This is a genomic window from Nocardioides sp., assembly GCF_036503465.1.
GTDB lineage: Bacteria > Actinomycetota > Actinomycetes > Propionibacteriales > Nocardioidaceae > Nocardioides.
This window is the reverse complement of record NZ_DASXWU010000053.1, coordinates 50,142-66,285: the sequence shown is the minus strand read 5'-3', so window position 1 is coordinate 66,285 and position 16,144 is coordinate 50,142. Positions and strand designations below refer to the sequence as shown.

At 71.7% G+C, this 16,144-nt stretch carries 17 protein-coding genes and 1 riboswitch; of the genes, 10 read left to right on the top strand and 7 right to left on the bottom strand.

The window, feature by feature from the left end:
- Positions 1 to 1,126 (bottom strand): chaperonin GroEL (gene groL, locus VGK78_RS09715; RefSeq protein ID WP_331527417.1); only part of this gene is annotated, 1,126 nt, incomplete at its 3' end.
- A gap of 382 nt (positions 1,127 to 1,508) precedes the next feature.
- Positions 1,509 to 2,264 (bottom strand): SDR family oxidoreductase, encoded by a 756-nt coding sequence (locus tag VGK78_RS09710; RefSeq protein WP_331527416.1) that lies wholly within the window; start codon positions 2,262 to 2,264, stop codon positions 1,509 to 1,511.
- Positions 2,265 to 2,296: 32 nt separating this feature from the next.
- On the opposite strand from VGK78_RS09710, the gene VGK78_RS09705 reads away from it, so the two are divergent.
- From VGK78_RS09705 to VGK78_RS09670, 8 genes are all read left to right on the top strand, one after another.
- Entirely contained in the window at positions 2,297 to 2,989 is a 693-nt protein-coding gene (locus tag VGK78_RS09705) for a pyridoxamine 5'-phosphate oxidase family protein (RefSeq protein WP_331527415.1), read from the top strand.
- A gap of 25 nt (positions 2,990 to 3,014) precedes the next feature.
- Positions 3,015 to 3,371: a YciI family protein gene (locus VGK78_RS09700; RefSeq protein ID WP_331527414.1), complete on the top strand. Its 357-nt coding sequence runs from the start codon at positions 3,015 to 3,017 to the stop codon at positions 3,369 to 3,371.
- 97 nt (positions 3,372 to 3,468) lie between these two features.
- Positions 3,469 to 3,825, top strand: coding sequence for a YciI family protein (locus VGK78_RS09695; protein WP_331527413.1), 357 nt, complete (start codon positions 3,469 to 3,471; stop codon positions 3,823 to 3,825).
- Positions 3,826 to 3,839: 14 nt separating this feature from the next.
- Positions 3,840 to 4,193: a YciI family protein gene (locus VGK78_RS09690; protein ID WP_331527412.1), complete on the top strand. Its 354-nt coding sequence runs from the start codon at positions 3,840 to 3,842 to the stop codon at positions 4,191 to 4,193.
- Between the two features lie 46 nt (positions 4,194 to 4,239).
- Positions 4,240 to 5,412, top strand: a complete 1,173-nt coding sequence (locus VGK78_RS09685; RefSeq protein WP_331527411.1) for an RNA polymerase sigma factor — start codon at positions 4,240 to 4,242, stop codon at positions 5,410 to 5,412.
- A gap of 80 nt (positions 5,413 to 5,492) precedes the next feature.
- Positions 5,493 to 5,939 carry a YdeI/OmpD-associated family protein gene (locus VGK78_RS09680; protein ID WP_331527410.1) on the top strand — a complete coding sequence of 149 codons (447 nt, stop codon included), beginning with the start codon at positions 5,493 to 5,495 and terminating at the stop codon, positions 5,937 to 5,939.
- A gap of 155 nt (positions 5,940 to 6,094) precedes the next feature.
- A complete protein-coding gene (locus VGK78_RS09675; protein ID WP_331527409.1) occupies positions 6,095 to 7,984 on the top strand; it encodes an ABC transporter ATP-binding protein in 1,890 nt (629 codons plus the stop codon).
- A complete protein-coding gene (locus VGK78_RS09670) occupies positions 7,971 to 9,800 on the top strand; it encodes an ABC transporter ATP-binding protein (protein ID WP_331527408.1) in 1,830 nt (609 codons plus the stop codon). Before VGK78_RS09675 ends, VGK78_RS09670 begins: the two co-directional genes overlap by 14 nt.
- Positions 9,801 to 9,819: 19 nt before the next feature.
- Here VGK78_RS09670 and VGK78_RS09665 read toward each other — a convergent pair whose 3' ends face one another.
- The 5 genes from VGK78_RS09665 to VGK78_RS09645 form a co-directional block, all read right to left on the bottom strand.
- A complete protein-coding gene (locus VGK78_RS09665) occupies positions 9,820 to 10,095 on the bottom strand; it encodes a MoaD/ThiS family protein (protein WP_331527407.1) in 276 nt (91 codons plus the stop codon).
- Positions 10,096 to 10,119: 24 nt separating this feature from the next.
- Positions 10,120 to 11,391, bottom strand: coding sequence for a threonine synthase (thrC, locus tag VGK78_RS09660; protein ID WP_331527406.1), 1,272 nt, complete (start codon positions 11,389 to 11,391; stop codon positions 10,120 to 10,122).
- A 12-nt stretch (positions 11,392 to 11,403) separates the two neighbouring features.
- A riboswitch (SAM riboswitch) is annotated at positions 11,404 to 11,555 on the bottom strand.
- 145 nt (positions 11,556 to 11,700) lie between these two features.
- Complete coding sequence (gene otsB, locus VGK78_RS09655) at positions 11,701 to 12,540, bottom strand: trehalose-phosphatase (protein WP_331527405.1); 840 nt, start codon at positions 12,538 to 12,540, stop codon at positions 11,701 to 11,703.
- A 60-nt stretch (positions 12,541 to 12,600) separates the two neighbouring features.
- Entirely contained in the window at positions 12,601 to 13,101 is a 501-nt protein-coding gene (locus VGK78_RS09650; RefSeq protein ID WP_331527404.1) for a LytR C-terminal domain-containing protein, read from the bottom strand.
- 3 nt (positions 13,102 to 13,104) lie between these two features.
- The gene (locus VGK78_RS09645) at positions 13,105 to 13,395 is read right to left on the bottom strand and encodes a DUF3263 domain-containing protein (RefSeq protein ID WP_331527403.1); all 291 of its coding nucleotides are present in this window, start codon (positions 13,393 to 13,395) and stop codon (positions 13,105 to 13,107) included.
- Between the two features lie 116 nt (positions 13,396 to 13,511).
- On the opposite strand from VGK78_RS09645, the gene VGK78_RS09640 reads away from it, so the two are divergent.
- Together VGK78_RS09640 and VGK78_RS09635 are read left to right on the top strand one after the other, a co-directional pair.
- A complete protein-coding gene (locus VGK78_RS09640) occupies positions 13,512 to 14,501 on the top strand; it encodes a Gfo/Idh/MocA family oxidoreductase (protein WP_331527402.1) in 990 nt (329 codons plus the stop codon).
- Between the two features lie 50 nt (positions 14,502 to 14,551).
- Complete coding sequence (locus tag VGK78_RS09635; RefSeq protein ID WP_331527401.1) at positions 14,552 to 15,991, top strand: alpha,alpha-trehalose-phosphate synthase (UDP-forming); 1,440 nt, start codon at positions 14,552 to 14,554, stop codon at positions 15,989 to 15,991.
- Positions 15,992 to 16,144 lie beyond the last annotated feature (153 nt).

Sequence of the window (16,144 nt, the reverse complement as noted above, 5' to 3'; positions counted from 1 at the left end):
CAACACCACCGGCCAGCTTGGCCAGGCGCTCCTGCAGCTTCTCGCGGTCGTAGTCGGAGTCGCTCTTCTCGATCTCGGCGCGGATCTGGTTCACCCGGCCCTCGATCTGGGCGCTGTCGCCGCCACCCTCGACGAGGGTGGTCTCGTCCTTGGTGATGACGACCGTGCGGGCAGTGCCGAGCAGCTCGAGACCGGTGTTCTCCAGCGTCAGGCCGACCTCCTCGGAGATCACCTGACCGCCGGTGAGGATCGCGATGTCCTGCAGCATGGCCTTGCGGCGGTCACCGAACCCGGGCGCCTTCACGGCGACCGACTTGAACGTGCCGCGGATCTTGTTCACGACCAGCGTCGACAGCGCCTCGCCGTCGACGTCCTCGGCGATGATCAGCAGCGGCTTGCCGCCCTGCATGACCTTCTCCAGCACCGGCAGGAGGTCCTTGACCGAGGAGACCTTCTGGTTGGCGACGAGGATGTAGGGCTCGTCGAGGACGGCCTCCATGCGCTCCATGTCGGTCGCGAAGTACGCCGAGATGTAGCCCTTGTCGAACCGCATGCCCTCGGTCAGCTCGAGGTCGATGCCGAACGTGTTCGACTCCTCGACGGTGATGACGCCTTCCTTGCCGACCTTGTCCATCGCCTCGGCGATGATGTCGCCGACGCTCTGGTCGCCACCGGCGGAGATGGCCGCCACCGAGGCGATCTGCTCCTTGGTCTCGACGTCCTTCGACATCCCGTGCAACTGCTCCGAGACGGCCTCGACGGCCTTCTCGATCCCGCGCTTGATGCCCATCGGGTTGGCACCCGCGGCGACGTTGCGCAGGCCCTCGCGGACCATCGCCTGGGCGAGCACGGTCGCGGTCGTCGTACCGTCACCGGCGACGTCGTCGGTCTTCTTCGCGACCTCCTTGACGAGCTCGGCCCCGATCTTCTCGTAGGGGTCCTCGAGCTCGATCTCCTTGGCGATGCTCACACCATCGTTGGTGATGGTGGGCGCGCCCCACTTCTTCTCGAGGACGACGTTGCGGCCCTTGGGCCCGAGCGTCACCTTGACCGCGTCGGCGAGGGTGTTCATTCCTCGCTCGAGACCGCGGCGGGCCTCCTCGTTGAAAGCAATCAGCTTCGGCATTTCGCAGCGATTCCTTCTGATCTGGCTGGCTTGGATACAGCTGTGGCGGGCCGGGTCGCTGCCCGCGACGGACGGCCAGGACTGACCCGGCGGACCCTTCCCGCCGGCGCTGCTGACCTCAGCTCAACCGGTCCGATGTGGTGGCACTCTCAACCGGAGAGTGCCAGCCTCATGTTTAGCACTCGCACCACCCGAGTGCAAACGCGCCGGCCCTTCGGCTGAGCCTTTCAAGTCGGAGACAGGGCGAGAGGTTGCCCTTCGAGACGCCTCGTCCCTCGGCTCCTCAGGAACCGGAGCGTCGGCGCGAACCCGACTCGTGAGGGGACGCGCGACGCGTCTCGCAGCCTGCCGGGGACGGCGACCCGCGGCCCTCGAGGTCGGTTCAGGGTCTCTCCCCCAGCCACGCGTCGAAGGAGGGCCCGTCGAGGATCGCACCGTCAGGAGGCAGCGCGGCACCGGCCCGGGCCGCCCGCTCCGCCGGGCCCGGCAGCCACACCGGTACGACGACCACCCGCTCACCTCGTGCCCGGGCGGTCCGGCGGACCACCTCGGCGAGGGTCAGCCGTTGTGGTCCGGCCAGGTGGACCGTCGCGCCCTCGTCCGCCCCGTGTCCCAACCGGACGAGATGGGCCGCGACCGTGCGGAGGTCCACCGTCTGGACCGGCTGGATCGGGACCGGCACGAACCACCCCTTCCGGGACCGACGCATCAGCTGGGCACCGAAGTCGTGGAACTGCGCTGCTCGCAGGATCGTCGCCGGCACCGGTCCGGCGCGGCTGGCCCACTCCTGGGCGAGCTTGCCCGCATAGTGGCCACGCGCTGCCATCGACTCGAGACCGACGATCGACAGGGTCACGACGCGGCGCACGCCGGCCCGCGCGGCCGCCGTCTGCAGGTTGCTCGCGACGGTCCCGAAGAAGCGTCGGGCGACCTCGGCGTCCCGGGCTCGCGTGCTCGTGCAGTCGACCACGGCGTCGACGCCCTCCAGGGCGGCGTCGAGCCGATGTCCGGTGAAGACGTCGATCCCGGCGCCCCGGCTCAGCACGACGACCTCATCGCCTTGTCCACGGAGCTCGTCGACCACACGTGCGCCGGCCAGTCCCGTCCCGCCCGCCACCGCAACCGTCCGGTCCGCCACCTCGCCATCCTGCCCACCGCTACTTTGTGCGGGTGACCGACCCCCGCCGCTCACCGCGCCGGCCCGTCCGGCTGCCCGAGAAGGCCAGCACGGAGCGAGCCGACCTCGACGCCCTGCTCGACTCCGCCCGGGTGGGGCACTTCGCGCTGGTGGCCGAGGACGGGACGCCGGCGGTGATCCCGACGATGGTGGTGCGCGACGGCGACCGGGTGCTCGCCCACGGATCCACGGGCTCGAGATGGATGCGCCGGCTCGCGGAAGGGGCGCCGACCGCGCTCGCCGTCACGGCGTACGACGGGGTGGTGGTCGCGCGCAGCGCGTTCGAGTCCTCCATCCGCTACCGCTCCGCCGTCGTCTTCGGACGCTGCTCGACCCTGACCGAGGACAAGGAGCGCTTCCTCGACCTCGTCACCGACGCCCTGATCCCCGGACGTCGTGCCGAGATCCGTCGCCCGACCAGGGCCGAGCTCGCCGCCACCCTCGTGCTCGGGCTGCCGATCGAAGACTGGTCGCTGAAGGTCTCCGCCGGCTGGCCCGAGGACACCGAAGACGACCTCGCGGGACCTGCCTGGGCGGGCGTCGTACCGCTGCGTCAGGCGTACGACGAGCCGCTGCCGGCACCCGACCTGCGTGAGGGCATCGAGGTCCCGGCCTCGGTCCGGTCACTCGGCAACCGATCCGGGCCGAACGTCGATCCGACGGCCTCCCGGCCGTCACCGCGATGACAAGACCCGACCGAGAGGAAACGTCATGGCCCGATACGTCGTCATGTTCCCCGCCGACAACGAGGCGGAGTGGGAGGCCGGCACCGACGCCGACCACCAGCAGGTCTACGACACCGACGAGGAGTTCGGCCGCCTGCTCGAGAAGCGCGGTGGAGTGATCACCGGCGGCCGCGAGCTCGCGAGCACCAGTCGCGCGCACACGATCCGGCGCGGTCCGAACGGCACGGCACTGGTGACCGACGGGCCGTACGCCGAGTCCGCCGAGCAGCTGTCCGGCTTCTACCTGATCACCTGCGACGACGAGGAGGGTCTGCTCGAGGCAGCCCAGGTGCTCGTCCGGGCGCATCCGGCGGTCGAGATCCGGGCCGTCGAGGAGAGCTGAGCCGGCGCGGCCCCGGCCGGCCGACCCCTGTCGATTTCGGCACTGCTCGCCCGTCATCGGTGGTGACAGACTCACCCACACACCGAGAGGAAACACCATGAGCAGGTACATGGTCCTGATCCCCGGCGACGAGGCCGCCTGGGCGGAGACTGACCAGGCGGAGAAGGAGCGGGTCTACCAGGCCCACACCGACTTCGCCAAGCTCCTCGCCGACCGCGGTCACACGTTCGTCACCGGAGCCGAGCTCGCGCCGTCCCGCGAGGGACGGGTGGTCTCGGGCGACCTCGACGCCGTCACCGTGACCGACGGCCCCTACGCCGAGTCCGCCGAGCAGCTCTCCGGCTTCTACGTCATCGACACCGAGGACGTCGACGACCTCTGCCGCTGCGTCGGCCGCCTGACCGGCACCGGCGGACGGATCGAGGTCCGCGAGTGCCGCGGGGGTGGGATGTGAAGGTCCTGGTCCTCATGGCGGCTGACGAACGTGGCTGGGACACCGCCACCGCCGAGCAGCGCCAAGAGGTGATGGACGCGCACACGGCGTTCCACAAGGGCGTCGCCGAGCGCGCCACGATGCTGGCCGGCGAGGCGCTCGCGGCGTCGGCGGAGGCGCGCACGCTACGGCACGTCAACGGCTCGCCGGTCCTGACCCAGGGGCCGTACGCCGAGAGCGTCGAGCAGATCGCCGGTTTCTACCTGATCGAGGCCGAGTCGCTCGACCTCGTCGTGGAGCTCTGCCACCTGCTCCCGTCGTCGTACGCCGTCGAGGTACGGCAGGTGATCGATGTCGAGGGCTATGACGACACCCGCGACTGGGAGTGACCCTCCGGCAGTCCTCGAGACTGCATGGCGTGACCAGTGGGGCCGGTTGACGGCCCTGCTGGTCGCGCAGTTCCGACGCCTCGACCTGGCCGAGGACGGGCTGGCCGACGCCTTCGAGGCGGCGGCCCGCACCTGGCCCCGCGACGGCGTACCCGACAACCCACCGGCGTGGCTGCTCACCAGCGCGCGCCGCCGCATCCTCGACCGGCTGCGCGCCGAGGCGGTGGCCGCCAAACGCCTTCCCGTGCTCGCGGTCGAGGCCGAGCTGCAGGAGGAGGCGCAGCGCGTGATGGCCGACTCCGGCGAGCCCGTCCGCGACGAGCGGCTGCGGCTGGTCCTGCTCTGCGCCCATCCGGCGCTCTCACGCGAGAACGCGGCGGCGCTGACGCTGCGGATGGTGATGGGCGTGTCCACCGCCGACATCGCCCGGCTCTTCCTGATGCCGACCGCGACGATGGCAGCCCGGCTGACCCGGGCGCGCAAGAGCCTGGCCGGGGAGCGTTTCGAGGTGCCGCTCGGGCCGGAGCTGAAGGACCGGGTCGGGCGCGCGGCCGACGTCGCCTACCTCGCGTTCACCGCGGGATACGCCCCGCCGTCGGGTGCCGAGCTCGTGCGCACCGACCTCGCAACCGAGGCGATCCGGCTGGCGCGGCTGCTCCGCGAGCTGCTTCCCGGTCGCACCGACCTGGACGGGCTGCTCGGGCTGATGCTGCTCCAGCACTCCCGCCGCGACGCCCGGCTGCGCGACGGGCGGCTGGTGCTGCTGCCCGACCAGGACCGGTCGCTGTGGCACGCCGAGGAGATCACCGAGGCGCTCGACGTCCTCACCCCGCACGTCACCGCGCCCGGCACGCCGTACCTCATCCAGGCCCTGATCGCCGCCGAGCACGCGATCGCGCCGCACCCCGACGCGACGGACTGGCCGCGGATCGTCGAGCGGTACGACGAGCTGGTGGCGCTGGAGGACACGCCCGTCGTCCGGCTCAACCGCGCCGTCGCCCTGGCGGAGGCGGACGGGCCGCTGGCCGGACTCCGCGCCCTCGACGGCCTCGAGGTCCCGGGACACCGGCTGTCCGGCGTACGTGGAGAGCTGCTGGCACGCGTGGGCCGCACCGACGAGGCCCGCGCCGAGCTCGCCCGCGCGGTCGAGCTCTGCGACAACGAGCCCGAGCGGGCCCACCTGTCCGGCCGGCTGGCGGCCCTGAGCGGTAGTCCCTGACGAAGTGGCCCCCTCCTGGTCTCTTCCGGGGGCCGTTCGGTCAGGGAGTATCCGAAGAGATTGCGGGCAGGATCATCGTCATGAGGTTCGTGAGCGTGGTGGAGCTGGGTGGCAGGACCGCGACCGGGATCCCGATCCCGGACGAGGTGATCGAGGCGCTGGGGGCCGGCAAGCGGCCGCCGGTCACGGTCACGGTGAACGGTCACAGCTACCGCACCACCGCGGTGCGCATGGAGGGCCGGTTCTTCGTGCCGCTCAGCGCCGAGAACCGTGAGGCGGCCGGTGTCGCGGCCGGACAAGAGGTCACGGTCGACATCGAGGGCGACACCGCTCCGCGCGAGGTCACCGTGCCCGACGACCTGGCCGACGCGATGGACGACGCCGCACGAGCGGCGTACGACCGGTTGTCCTACACCCACCGCAAGGAGTGGGTGCGCTGGGTCGAGGAGGCCAAGAAGCCGGAGACCCGTGCGACGCGGATCGAGAAGACCGTGACCGGACTGCGCGAGGGGAAGAAGACACACTAGGCCGGCTACGACGCGAGCCTCGCGTACGACCCGAGGACGGTCTGCTCGCCGAGCTCTCGGCCACGTCTGCCTCCTCGTCGCAGACACGTTCTCAGAACGCCGTGTGCTCGGGAGAGGTTGGAGGGGATGTCGGCCGGCGGTCCTAGGGTGACCGCGTGGCCACCTCACCGGCTCGGGCGCTCGCCGACCTGCGTTCCCGGCCGACCGCCCGGTTCTTCCTCACCATGACCCGGTCGGTACCCGGCTTCGCCGTGGCCTGGTGGCTGCTGCTGCTCGTCCGCGCGCTCATCCCGGCGGCCCTCGCGATCGCCACAGGTCTGCTGGTCGGCCGGGTGCAGGGTGGCGCCGACCTGACCACGCCTCTCGTGGTCTTCGGGATCGTCTTCGTCGCCTCCCAGGTCGCCCCTCCGCTGCACCAGGTGATCGGCACGCTGCTCGGCCACCACCTCAGCTCGGTCCTCAACGACCGGCTGATGACGACCACACTCGGCCCCGAGGGCGTGGGCCATCTCGAGCGCGGAGACCTGACCAACGACCTCACGACGGCCCGCGACTTCGACCTCGGGTGGACCGGCCCCCCGATGTTCATGAACATGGACTTCATCGCCCAGGGCCTGACCATGCTCCTCGGCGGCATCGCGTCGGCGCTCGTGCTCGTCGGCTTCACCTGGTGGGCGCCGGTGCTCCTGCTGCTCGCATGGGGGTCGACCCACTGGCTCCTCCGCGAGAGCGGGGTCTGGCGCGACCGCAACACCGACGAGGTCAAGACCGCGCGTCGTCACACCGACTACGCCTACGACCTGGCGACGCAGCCGGCGGCCGCCAAGGAGGTCCGGCTGTTCGGGCTGGCGCCCTGGTTGCTGGAACGGTTCACGCGCAACCGGCTGCACCTCCACCAGCTCCAGTACGACGCGACCCGGCTCCGCGAGCGATCGCTGACCGGTGCGCTGCTGGTCGTGCTGGTCGCCAACGCGCTGCTGTTCGTCGACCTCGCCCGGCAGGGATACGCCGGCGGGCTCGACCTCCGCTCGGTCGTGACGTACGCCGGTGCCGCGTTCGGGGCGAGCGCCATCGCGTTCGGGGGGCTGAGCTGGGCGCTGGACGGTGCGGCGGCGCCGGTCGTCTCGATCGAGCGGCTCGAGGTGGAGATGGCCGCGGCAGGTGCGTTGCGCGGCGCCGGGTCTCGCGACGGTCGCAGAGCGACCTCCTCGACCACCGATGGCGACGGTCGCAGAGCGACCGCCTCGACCATCCGTGCCGCCCCCGAGATCCGGTTCCGCGACGTCACCTTCACCTACCCGACCGGCAGCCACCCGGTGCTCGAGCACCTCGACCTGACGATCCCGGCCGGCGCCTCGCTGGCGATCGTCGGCCAGAACGGCGCGGGCAAGACCACGATCGCCAAGCTCCTGTGCCGCCTCTACGACCCCGACGCGGGGTCCATCGAGATCGACGGCGTGGATCTCCGCGACCTCGACCTCGCGGCCTGGCGCGCCCGCCTGGCCGCGGTCTTCCAGGACTTCGTGCGCTACGAGCTGCCGCTGCGCGACAACGTCGCTCCCCTCGGCGCCGACAATGACGTCGTCACCGGCGCGCTCGACCGGGCCGGCGCGCTCGGTCTCGCGCACCTCGACGCCCCGCTGGCCAAGGGATACCCCGGCGGCGTCGACCTGTCCGGCGGTCAGTGGCAGCGGATCGCCCTCGCCCGGGCCATCGCGAAGGTCGGCACCGGCGCCGACCTCGTGCTCCTCGATGAACCGACCGCGATGCTCGACGTACGCGGTGAGTCCGAGATCTTCCGACGGGTCCTGGGTGCGACCGCCGAGGCGACGACGATCCTGGTCTCGCACCGCTTCTCCACGATCAGACAGGCCGAGCTGATCTGCGTGGTCGAGCACGGCCGGGCGATCGAGCTCGGCAGCCACGCCGAGCTGATGGCGCAGCGCGGGCGCTACCACACGATGTACGACCTCCAGGCCTCCCGCTTCCAGGACCGGCCCGAGCTCGACGAGTACGGCGAGGAGGTCGTCCATGACCGTCTTTGAGGACGAGCGACTCGCGGCGAGCCACGAGGACTCCGCGGGATCCCTGCCGGCCGCGGTGCCCTCGATGACGCGAGTCGTCAAGCACGGCTACCACGCGGAGCCGAAGCTGCTCTGGGCGTCGCTGGCGATGACCGCGCTCGAGGCCCTTCCCGACGTTCTGGTCGGCATCTGGCTCGCGCTCGTCACCGACGGCCTCGTCCACCACCACCAGACCCGGCTGTACGTCGGGGCCGGCGGCCTGGCGGCGTCCGCCACCCTGATGTGGGTGCTCTCGGTCACCCTCGACCGCACGACCCGCCGGCTGGGAGACCGGCTCAACATCTTCTTCCAGGGGCACGTCGCGAGGCTCCAGGCCGAGGTCGCGACCGTCGAGCATCACGAGAGACCCGTCTACCTCGACCGCATCGCGGTGCTCCGCACCGGCGTCTTCGCGCTCGACCACCTGTTCCGCTCGATGTTCACGATGCTCGGCTGGCTGCTGCGGCTGGCCTTCGTGTGCGTCCTTCTCGCCGCGATCCACCCCGCCCTGCTCCTGCTGCTCCTCGGCGCCGTCCCGCTGCTCCTGGTCGCTGTGTGGCGGCCGAAGATCGAGAAGCGGGTCGAGGAGCGGGTCGCCTCCCACGGCCGGCTCGGGCGCCACCTGTTCACCGTCGCGACGACGCCCCCGCCCGGCAAGGAGGTGCGCGTCACCGGCAACCAGTCCGACCTGGTCCGCCGCCGGCGTACGGCATGGGAAGCCTGGTTCGGGCCGATCCGGGCGACCAACCTGGCCAGCGCCGCCTGGCTGTCGCTGGCGTGGGCGGTGTTCTCCCTGGCCTTCGTCGCGGCGGTGGTGTGGGTCGTGACCGGGCTCGACCGTGGTCCGGGGGCGGTGGTCCTCGTCCTGACCGCCGGCGGCCGGCTCTCGGCGTACGTCGGGTCCGCGGTCGGCGAGCTCGGCTTCCTGCGCGGCATCTGGCTCGACTCCGCCCAGCGGCTCGCCTGGCTGGAGGACTTCGCGGCCGAGCAGAACGCGCACGTCGACCAGGCCACGCCGGAGCGGCTCTCCGAGGGCATCCGGTTCGAGGGGGTCTCGTTCGCCTACCCGGGGACCACCCGGGAGGTGCTCCGCGACGTCGACCTCGCGCTGCCCGCCGGACGTGTCGTGGCGGTCGTCGGCGAGAACGGCGCCGGCAAGTCCACCCTGGTGAAGCTGCTGGCCCGGATGTACGCACCGACCTCGGGACGGATCACCGCCGACGGCGTGGACATCGGCCGGATCGACGTCGAGCAGTGGCGCGAGCGGCTGGCCGGAGCCTTCCAGGACTTCGCCCGACTGGAGTTCGTGGCCAGGACGACCGTCGGGCTCGGTGACGAGCCGCGCCAGGACGACCGGGTCGCGGTCGGCTCGGCGGTGGAGCGCGCCGGTGCGACGCCGGTCGTCGAGGGTCTTCGTGAGGGGCTCGACACCCAGCTCGGTCCCTCTTGGGAGAGCGGTGTCGACGTCAGCTTCGGCCAGTGGCAGAAGCTCGCGCTCGCCCGGGGCTACATGCGGCCCGAGCCCTTGCTGCTGATGCTCGACGAGCCGACGGCCGCGCTCGACGCCGAGACCGAGCACGCGCTCTTCGAACGCTTCGCGGCCGGCGCTCGCGAGGAGGCCGCGGACGGCCGCGTGACGGTGCTCGTCTCCCACCGCTTCTCGACCGTCCGGATGGCCGACCTGATCGTGGTCCTCGACGGCGCCCGGGTCACCGAGGTCGGCAGCCACGACGAGCTGATGGCCCGTGGCGGCACGTACGCCGACCTCTACTCCATCCAGGCCAGCAGCTACGCCTGAGCTCAGCCTGGCCGAATGCTCAGCCTCCGGCGACGGCGGGGATCACCGAGATCTGGGTGCCCTCGGGGGTGGCGGTGGCGAGGCTGTCCAGGAAGCGCACGTCGTCGTTCCCGACGTACACGTTGACGAAACGACGCAGCTCGCCCTGCTCGTCGACGATGCGGCCCTTGATGCCCGAGTAGTTGCTGTCCAGGTCGTCGAGGACCGCCGCAAGGGTGTCGCCGCTCGCGGACACCTCCGACTCGCCACCCGTGTAGGTGCGCAGGATGGTCGGGATGCGGACGGAGACGCTCATCCAGGTGCTCCTCTGGTCAGGTTGTCATGCGATGCCGGTGGCCGTGAACGCAGCGTACGACGGATCGATGGTGGCCGCCGCGCCCACCGTCTCGGCGACGGCGTCGAGGGTCTTCAGCCCCATCCCGGTGTTGATGACCACGGTCTCCTTCGCCGGGTCGAGCTGAGTGGTCTCGACCAGCTTCTTCAGGCAGGCGACCGTGGTGCCGCCCGCGGTCTCGGTGAAGATCCCCTCCGTGCGCGCCAGCAGCAGGATTCCCTGCCGGATCTGGTGGTCCGTGACGTCCTCGACCGCTCCGCCGGTACGACGACAGATGTCGAGCACGTAGATCCCGTCGGCCGGGTTGCCGATGGCCAGGCTCTTGGCGATGGTGTCCGGCTTGACCGGCCGGATGGCCGGGGCCTGCGTCTTGTAGGCGATGCTCACCGGCGAGCACCCGGTGGCCTGTGCGCCGTACACCCGGTACGGCGTGTCCTCGACCAGGCCGAGCGCGATCAGCTCGCGGAACGCCTTGTCCACCTTGGTCAGCTGCGACCCCGACGCCACCGGGATCACGATCTGCTCGGGCAGGCGCCAGCCGAGCTGCTCGGCGATCTCGAAGCCCAGCGTCTTGGAGCCCTCGGCGTAGAACGGGCGCACGTTGACGTTGACGAACGCCCAGCCCTCCTCCTCGCCGGCGATCTCGGAGGCGAGCCGGTTCACGTCGTCGTAGGTGCCGTTCACCGCGACCAGGTTCTCGGTGTAGACCGCGCTGTTGATCTGCTTGGGCCGCTCGAGGTCGGACGGGATGAACACCACGGTCCTGATCCCGGCCCGCGCCCCCGCCGCGGCGACGGCGTTCGCGAGGTTGCCGGTGCTCGGGCAGGCGAACACCTTCGCGCCCAGCTCGCGCGCCGCACTGAGGGCGCAGGCGACCACGCGGTCCTTGAAGGAGTTCGTCGGGTTGGTCGAGTCGTCCTTGACCCAGAGCTTCTCCAGGCCGAGCTCCCGGGCCAGGTTGTCGGCGCGCAGCAGCCGGGTGAAGCCGGGCTCGGTGTTCGGGCTCTCCGCGATGTCGGCGGGCACCGGCAGCAGCGGCTGGTAGCGCCAGATGTTGCGGGGGCCGGCCGCGATCTGCTCGCGCGTGACCGCGGGGAAGTCGTAGGCGACCTCGAGCGGTCCGAAGCACTCCGGACACGCGTACGACGGGCCCAGCGCCACCTCGTGGCCGCACTCGCGGCACGTCAGCGCTCGGGCGTGGCCGAACGCGCCCTCCCGCACGGTCGTGGGTCGGACCTCGGTGACCACGGCGCTCATGGAGATACCTCCTTCTCATCTTCCCCGCGGCGGACCTCGCCACGGGACGGAATTGGCACCGGGTCCACGACCGCCGTCCTGCCGGTCGGCAGGGGTACGGCGGGAGGCTCGTGGTGGTTGCCGGGACGTCGACGGGCCGTTCCCTCAGTCCCTCTCGATGAGCAGGCCCCAACCTAGGAGAGCAACCCCTCGAGAGGTACGCCGTGTCCGCATGTTGGGCGTCTTGTCTGTCGAGACGACCGTCCGGATAGTCCGCGCCGAAATGGCTGGCCCGCAGCGAGGCCGGCCGGACCGCCCTTTCGTCGGGGACTATCGGCCTCGGGCGTCGTCGGTGAGGCGGCGGAGGAGGTCGAGCACGCCGTCGGGTCCGTGGACGACGACGTCGGAGCGCTCCACCAGGGCGCTCTCCTCGTCCGAGGCCGAGCACACCAGCAGCGTCGGCAGCCCGCTCTCGCGCAGCTCGGCCACGGCCTCGAACGCCTCGACGTCCCCGAGGTCGTCGCCGGCGAACAGGAAGCCACCGGCGTCGGTCTCCTCGGCGAGGGTGCGAACCACGGCGCCCTTGTCGGACCCGGGAGACCGCGCCTCGATCACGTGACGCCCGGGCTCGAGCACCATGCCGTGCTGCTCGGCAAGGGCGCGGAGCCGTGGCTCGAGCCGCTCGAAGGCGTCGTCGGGGTCGTCGAGCCGCCGGGTGTGGACCGCGATCGCGAGGCCCTTGTCCTCGACGTACGCGTCGGGTGCCGAGGCCTCGCGGAGGGCGCCGGGCAGGTCGCGGAGGAAGCCCGACAGCCCCTGCGGCGGCCGGGGCGAGACGACCCGGCGATGCGACGAGGCCCACCGCTCGAAGCCGTACTGTCCGAACACGTAGAGCTCGCGGCCGTGCTCCCCGATCCGCTCGCCGACCTCCTCGAGACCCCCGAGCGCCAGCACCTTGCGAGCGGGCCGACCGGTCACCACCGCGACGGCGCGCACCACGTCCGACAGCGCGAGCAGCACGTCCGGGGCATCGGGGTGGATGTGCGCGGAGTCGGGGTCCTCGACGATCGGGGCCAGGGTGCCGTCGAAGTCCAGCCCGACGACGGTCGTGCGCGCGGCCGCCACCAGCGCGGCGTACCGCTGCTCGGCATCCGGGGAGGTGAAACGCACGGCCTTCACCCTGTCACGCGGGTCGACCGGTACGCCGGGTGGGCGCTGACCGGGCGCGCGTCAGTGCGCGGCGAGCGGACCGGTCAGGATCACGGTCAGCCGGTCGAGCCGCATCGGGCTGACCGACGGCATCGTGCGGTGGATGCCGAGGTCGAGGGCCAGCTGGTGGCCCGCCTTGGTCAGCCGCGGCGGGTAGTACACCGTCGAGGCCGGGATCGTGCCGTACCAGTTGTCGGAGCCGACGACCTGCCAGCCCAGGTGGGCGGCGCGGGCCGCGACCCGGCCGGCGAGCCCGCTCACGGTGGAGTTGTTGAACACCTCGACCACGACCTTGGACCGGTCGAACGCCGGCTTCTGCGGCTTGCGGTGCACCTTCGGCGCGACGTACGTCGAGTGGTGGGCGCTGGGCGACTGGTGGGCGGCCGGCGTCACGAGTCGCTCGGTGGGCTCGTGGTGGCGGGTGGCGACCCAGGCGACACCCGCCATCGCCACGGCCAGGATGCTCAGGATCGTCACCGGTGAGGGGAACACCACCCCCCGCTGGTCGCGCACCCGCTGCACGCCCTAGACCTCGAAGCCGAGTCGACGGGCCGAGCGCGCCCGCTGGCGCTCCGCCCGCATCCGGCGCAGCCGACGGACCAGCAGAGGGTCGGCGGCCAGCGCCTCCGGGCGGTCGATCAGGGCGTTCAGCACCTGGTAGTAGCGGGTGGCCGACATGTCGAAGGACTCGCGGATCGCGGTCTCCTTCGCCCCGGCGTACTTCCACCACTGCCGCTCGAACTCGAGGACCTCGCGGTCGCGCTCGCCCAGGCCGGTGCCGGCGTCGTGGCTCGGCTGCGCGGCTGCGGCGTCCATGCGGTGTCTCCCTCGTTGAGCTCGGTGCAGGTGCTCGACGTTGCGGAGTCTACGCGAGGAATTCCATCGATGTCATTCGCTTGCGGCGCGTTGCGCGATCCCGATCTGATGGCGCCATGACCTCGCCGACCCGATGGGGCATCCTCGCCACCGGCAAGATCGCCCGCTCGTTCGCCACCGACCTCCGGGTGACCCCGGACGCGGTGATCGCGGCCGTCGGCTCGCGGTCACGGGCCTCCGCGGAGGCCTTCGTCCGCGACCTCGGCGACGACGCCACGAGGGTGCACGCGTCGTACGACGCGCTGGTGACGGACCCGGACGTCGACGTCGTCTACGTCGCCAGCCCGCACTCCCTCCACCTCGAGCACGCCCGCCTGGCCTTCGCCGCGGGCAAGCCGGTGCTCTGCGAGAAGCCGCTCGCCCTCACCCGGGCCCAGGGCGAGGCACTGTTCGAGGCGGCCGGCGACCTGTTCTGCATGGAGGCCATGTGGATGGCCTGCCACCCGCTCATCCGCGACCTGCAGGCGCGGCTGGAGGCCGGCGAGTTCGGAACCCCTCGCCAGGTGACCGCAGACCTGGGCTTCGTGGTGGACCAGGACGCGAGCCCGCGGATGTGGGACCCCCTGCTGGGCGCGGGCGCCCTGCTCGACATGGGCATCTACCCGCTCACCTTCGCCCGGTTGATGCTGGGTCCGTACGCCGCGGCGGTCGCCGTCGGCGACGTCAGCGAGAGTGGCGTCGACCTCGACGTGGCGGTCGCCGCGCGGCACGCGGGCGGCGCAGTCTCCGCCTCGACCACGTCGATGACCTCCACGAGCCCGCGCACCGCGACGATCGCGACCGACCAGGGCCTGCTCCAGCTGCCCTACGACTTCCACCACCCGGCGTACGCCGTGTGGACGCCGGCCGGCGGCGAGCCGCAGCGGCTCGAGCCACCCACCGCGGTGATCGGGACCGGTCTCGGCAACGAGGCGGCCCACGTCCAGGAGTGCCTCCGGGACGGGCTGAGCGAGAGCCCGCTGGTGTCTCGGGCACAGACGCTCGAGCTGCTGGGCGTGATGGACGACCTCCGTCGGCAGCTCGGCGTGAGCCACGGCGCGGACTGACCCCACGGGCGGGTGAGGTCCTGCGCCAGGGCCGCGGATAGGGTCGGAACGTGCCCTTGAACGGTTCGGCCGAGCTCGTGATCGTGGCCAACCGCCTTCCGGTGGACCGGGTGACCCGTGACGACGGCACTGCCGAGTGGCGGGTCTCCCCCGGCGGGCTGGTGACCGCGCTCGAGCCGATCATGCGCGCGAACGAGGGCCTCTGGATCGGCTGGCCCGGAGGCACGGACGCCGACCTGAGGCCCTTCGAGCACGACGGGATGACCCTGGACCCGATCGCCCTGTCGGCCGACGAGATCGAGGGGTTCTACGAGGGGTTCAGCAACGGCACCGTCTGGCCGCTCTACCACGACCTCGTCGCCAAGCCCGAGTTCCACCGGGAGTGGTGGGACGCCTACGTCGACGTCAACCGCCGGTTCGCGGAGCGGGCCGCCGCGCGGGCCGCCGAGAACGCCACGGTGTGGGTCCAGGACTACCAGCTCCAGCTCGTGCCGCAGCTGGTCCGCGAGCTGCGGCCCGACCTGCGCATCGGGTTCTTCCTGCACATCCCGTTCCCGCCGGCCGAGCTCTTCCAGCAGCTGCCGTGGCGGCGCCAGCTCCTCGAGGGCCTGCTCGGCGCCGACCTGGTCGGGTTCCAGCTGCCCGGCGGTGCGGCCAACTTCGTCCGCCTCGTCCGGCAACGGGTGGGCCACAAGACGCACCGCGACCTGGTCTACCTGCCGGACGGCCGCACGGTGCGTGCCGCGGCGTTCCCGATCTCCATCGACTACCAGGGCTTCGAGACCCTCGCCCGCTCCGAGCCCGTCCAGGAGCGCTGCGCCACGATCCGCCAGGCCCTCGGCGACCCGGACCTGGTCTTCCTCGGCATCGACCGGCTCGACTACACCAAGGGGATCCACGCCCGGCTGCGGGCCTTCTCGGAGCTGGTCCGGGAGGGCGAGCTCGACGTCGACGACGCGGTCTTCGTCCAGGTCGCGACCCCGTCGCGGGAGAAGGTCGAGGAGTACCGCGTCCTGCGCGACGAGATCGACCGCCTGGTCGGCCACATCAACGGCGACCTCGGCCGGATCGGGCGTCCTGCGATCAGCTACCTGCACTCGTCGTACCCCCGCGAGGAGATGGCCGCCCTCTACCGGGCCGCCGACGTGATGGTGGTGACGCCGTACCGCGACGGGATGAACCTCGTCGCCAAGGAGTACGTCGCGTGCCGGTACGACGAGGACGGCGCCCTGGTGCTCTCGGAGTTCGCCGGCAGCGCCGCCGAGCTGCGTCAGGCCTGGCAGGTCAACCCCTACGACGTGAACGGGATGAAGGCCGCGCTGCTCGCCGCGGCCCGGGCCGAGCCGCGGGACCGGCAGCGCCGGATGCGGGCGATGCGCAAGACCGTCAAGCAAGCGGATGTGGCGGCCTGGGCGACGGCGTTCCTCGACGAGCTGGACAACGTCCGGCCACCGCACGGCAAGAAGCTGAAGCCGACCCCCACGTCCTGAGCCCGCCGTAACCACCCCGCGGCGCCGTCGTTGCACGGTCAGTGGCGCGCGAACGTCACGAGAGCCGGCGCGGGTCGGGGCATCTTCTCCGCGCCGGCTCGCCCGCGCCCGGTCCGTGGACCAGCTCCCGAGGTCTCCACGGACCGGGCGGTC

Bases quoted from the DNA above. Each gene is read 5' to 3' on its own strand.
- VGK78_RS09645 (WP_331527403.1), bottom strand. From the start codon at position 13,395: ATGGACGCCGCAGCCGCGCAGCCGAGCCACGACGCCGGCACCGGCCTG.
- VGK78_RS09695 (WP_331527413.1), top strand. From the start codon at position 3,469: ATGAGCAGGTACATGGTCCTGATCCCCGGCGACGAGGCCGCCTGGGCG.
- VGK78_RS09640 (WP_331527402.1), top strand. From the start codon at position 13,512: ATGACCTCGCCGACCCGATGGGGCATCCTCGCCACCGGCAAGATCGCC.
- VGK78_RS09665 (WP_331527407.1), bottom strand. From the start codon at position 10,095: ATGAGCGTCTCCGTCCGCATCCCGACCATCCTGCGCACCTACACGGGT.
- thrC (WP_331527406.1), bottom strand. From the start codon at position 11,391: ATGAGCGCCGTGGTCACCGAGGTCCGACCCACGACCGTGCGGGAGGGC.
- VGK78_RS09670 (WP_331527408.1), top strand. From the start codon at position 7,971: ATGACCGTCTTTGAGGACGAGCGACTCGCGGCGAGCCACGAGGACTCC.
- VGK78_RS09680 (WP_331527410.1), top strand. From the start codon at position 5,493: ATGAGGTTCGTGAGCGTGGTGGAGCTGGGTGGCAGGACCGCGACCGGG.
- VGK78_RS09690 (WP_331527412.1), top strand. From the start codon at position 3,840: ATGGCGGCTGACGAACGTGGCTGGGACACCGCCACCGCCGAGCAGCGC.
- VGK78_RS09700 (WP_331527414.1), top strand. From the start codon at position 3,015: ATGGCCCGATACGTCGTCATGTTCCCCGCCGACAACGAGGCGGAGTGG.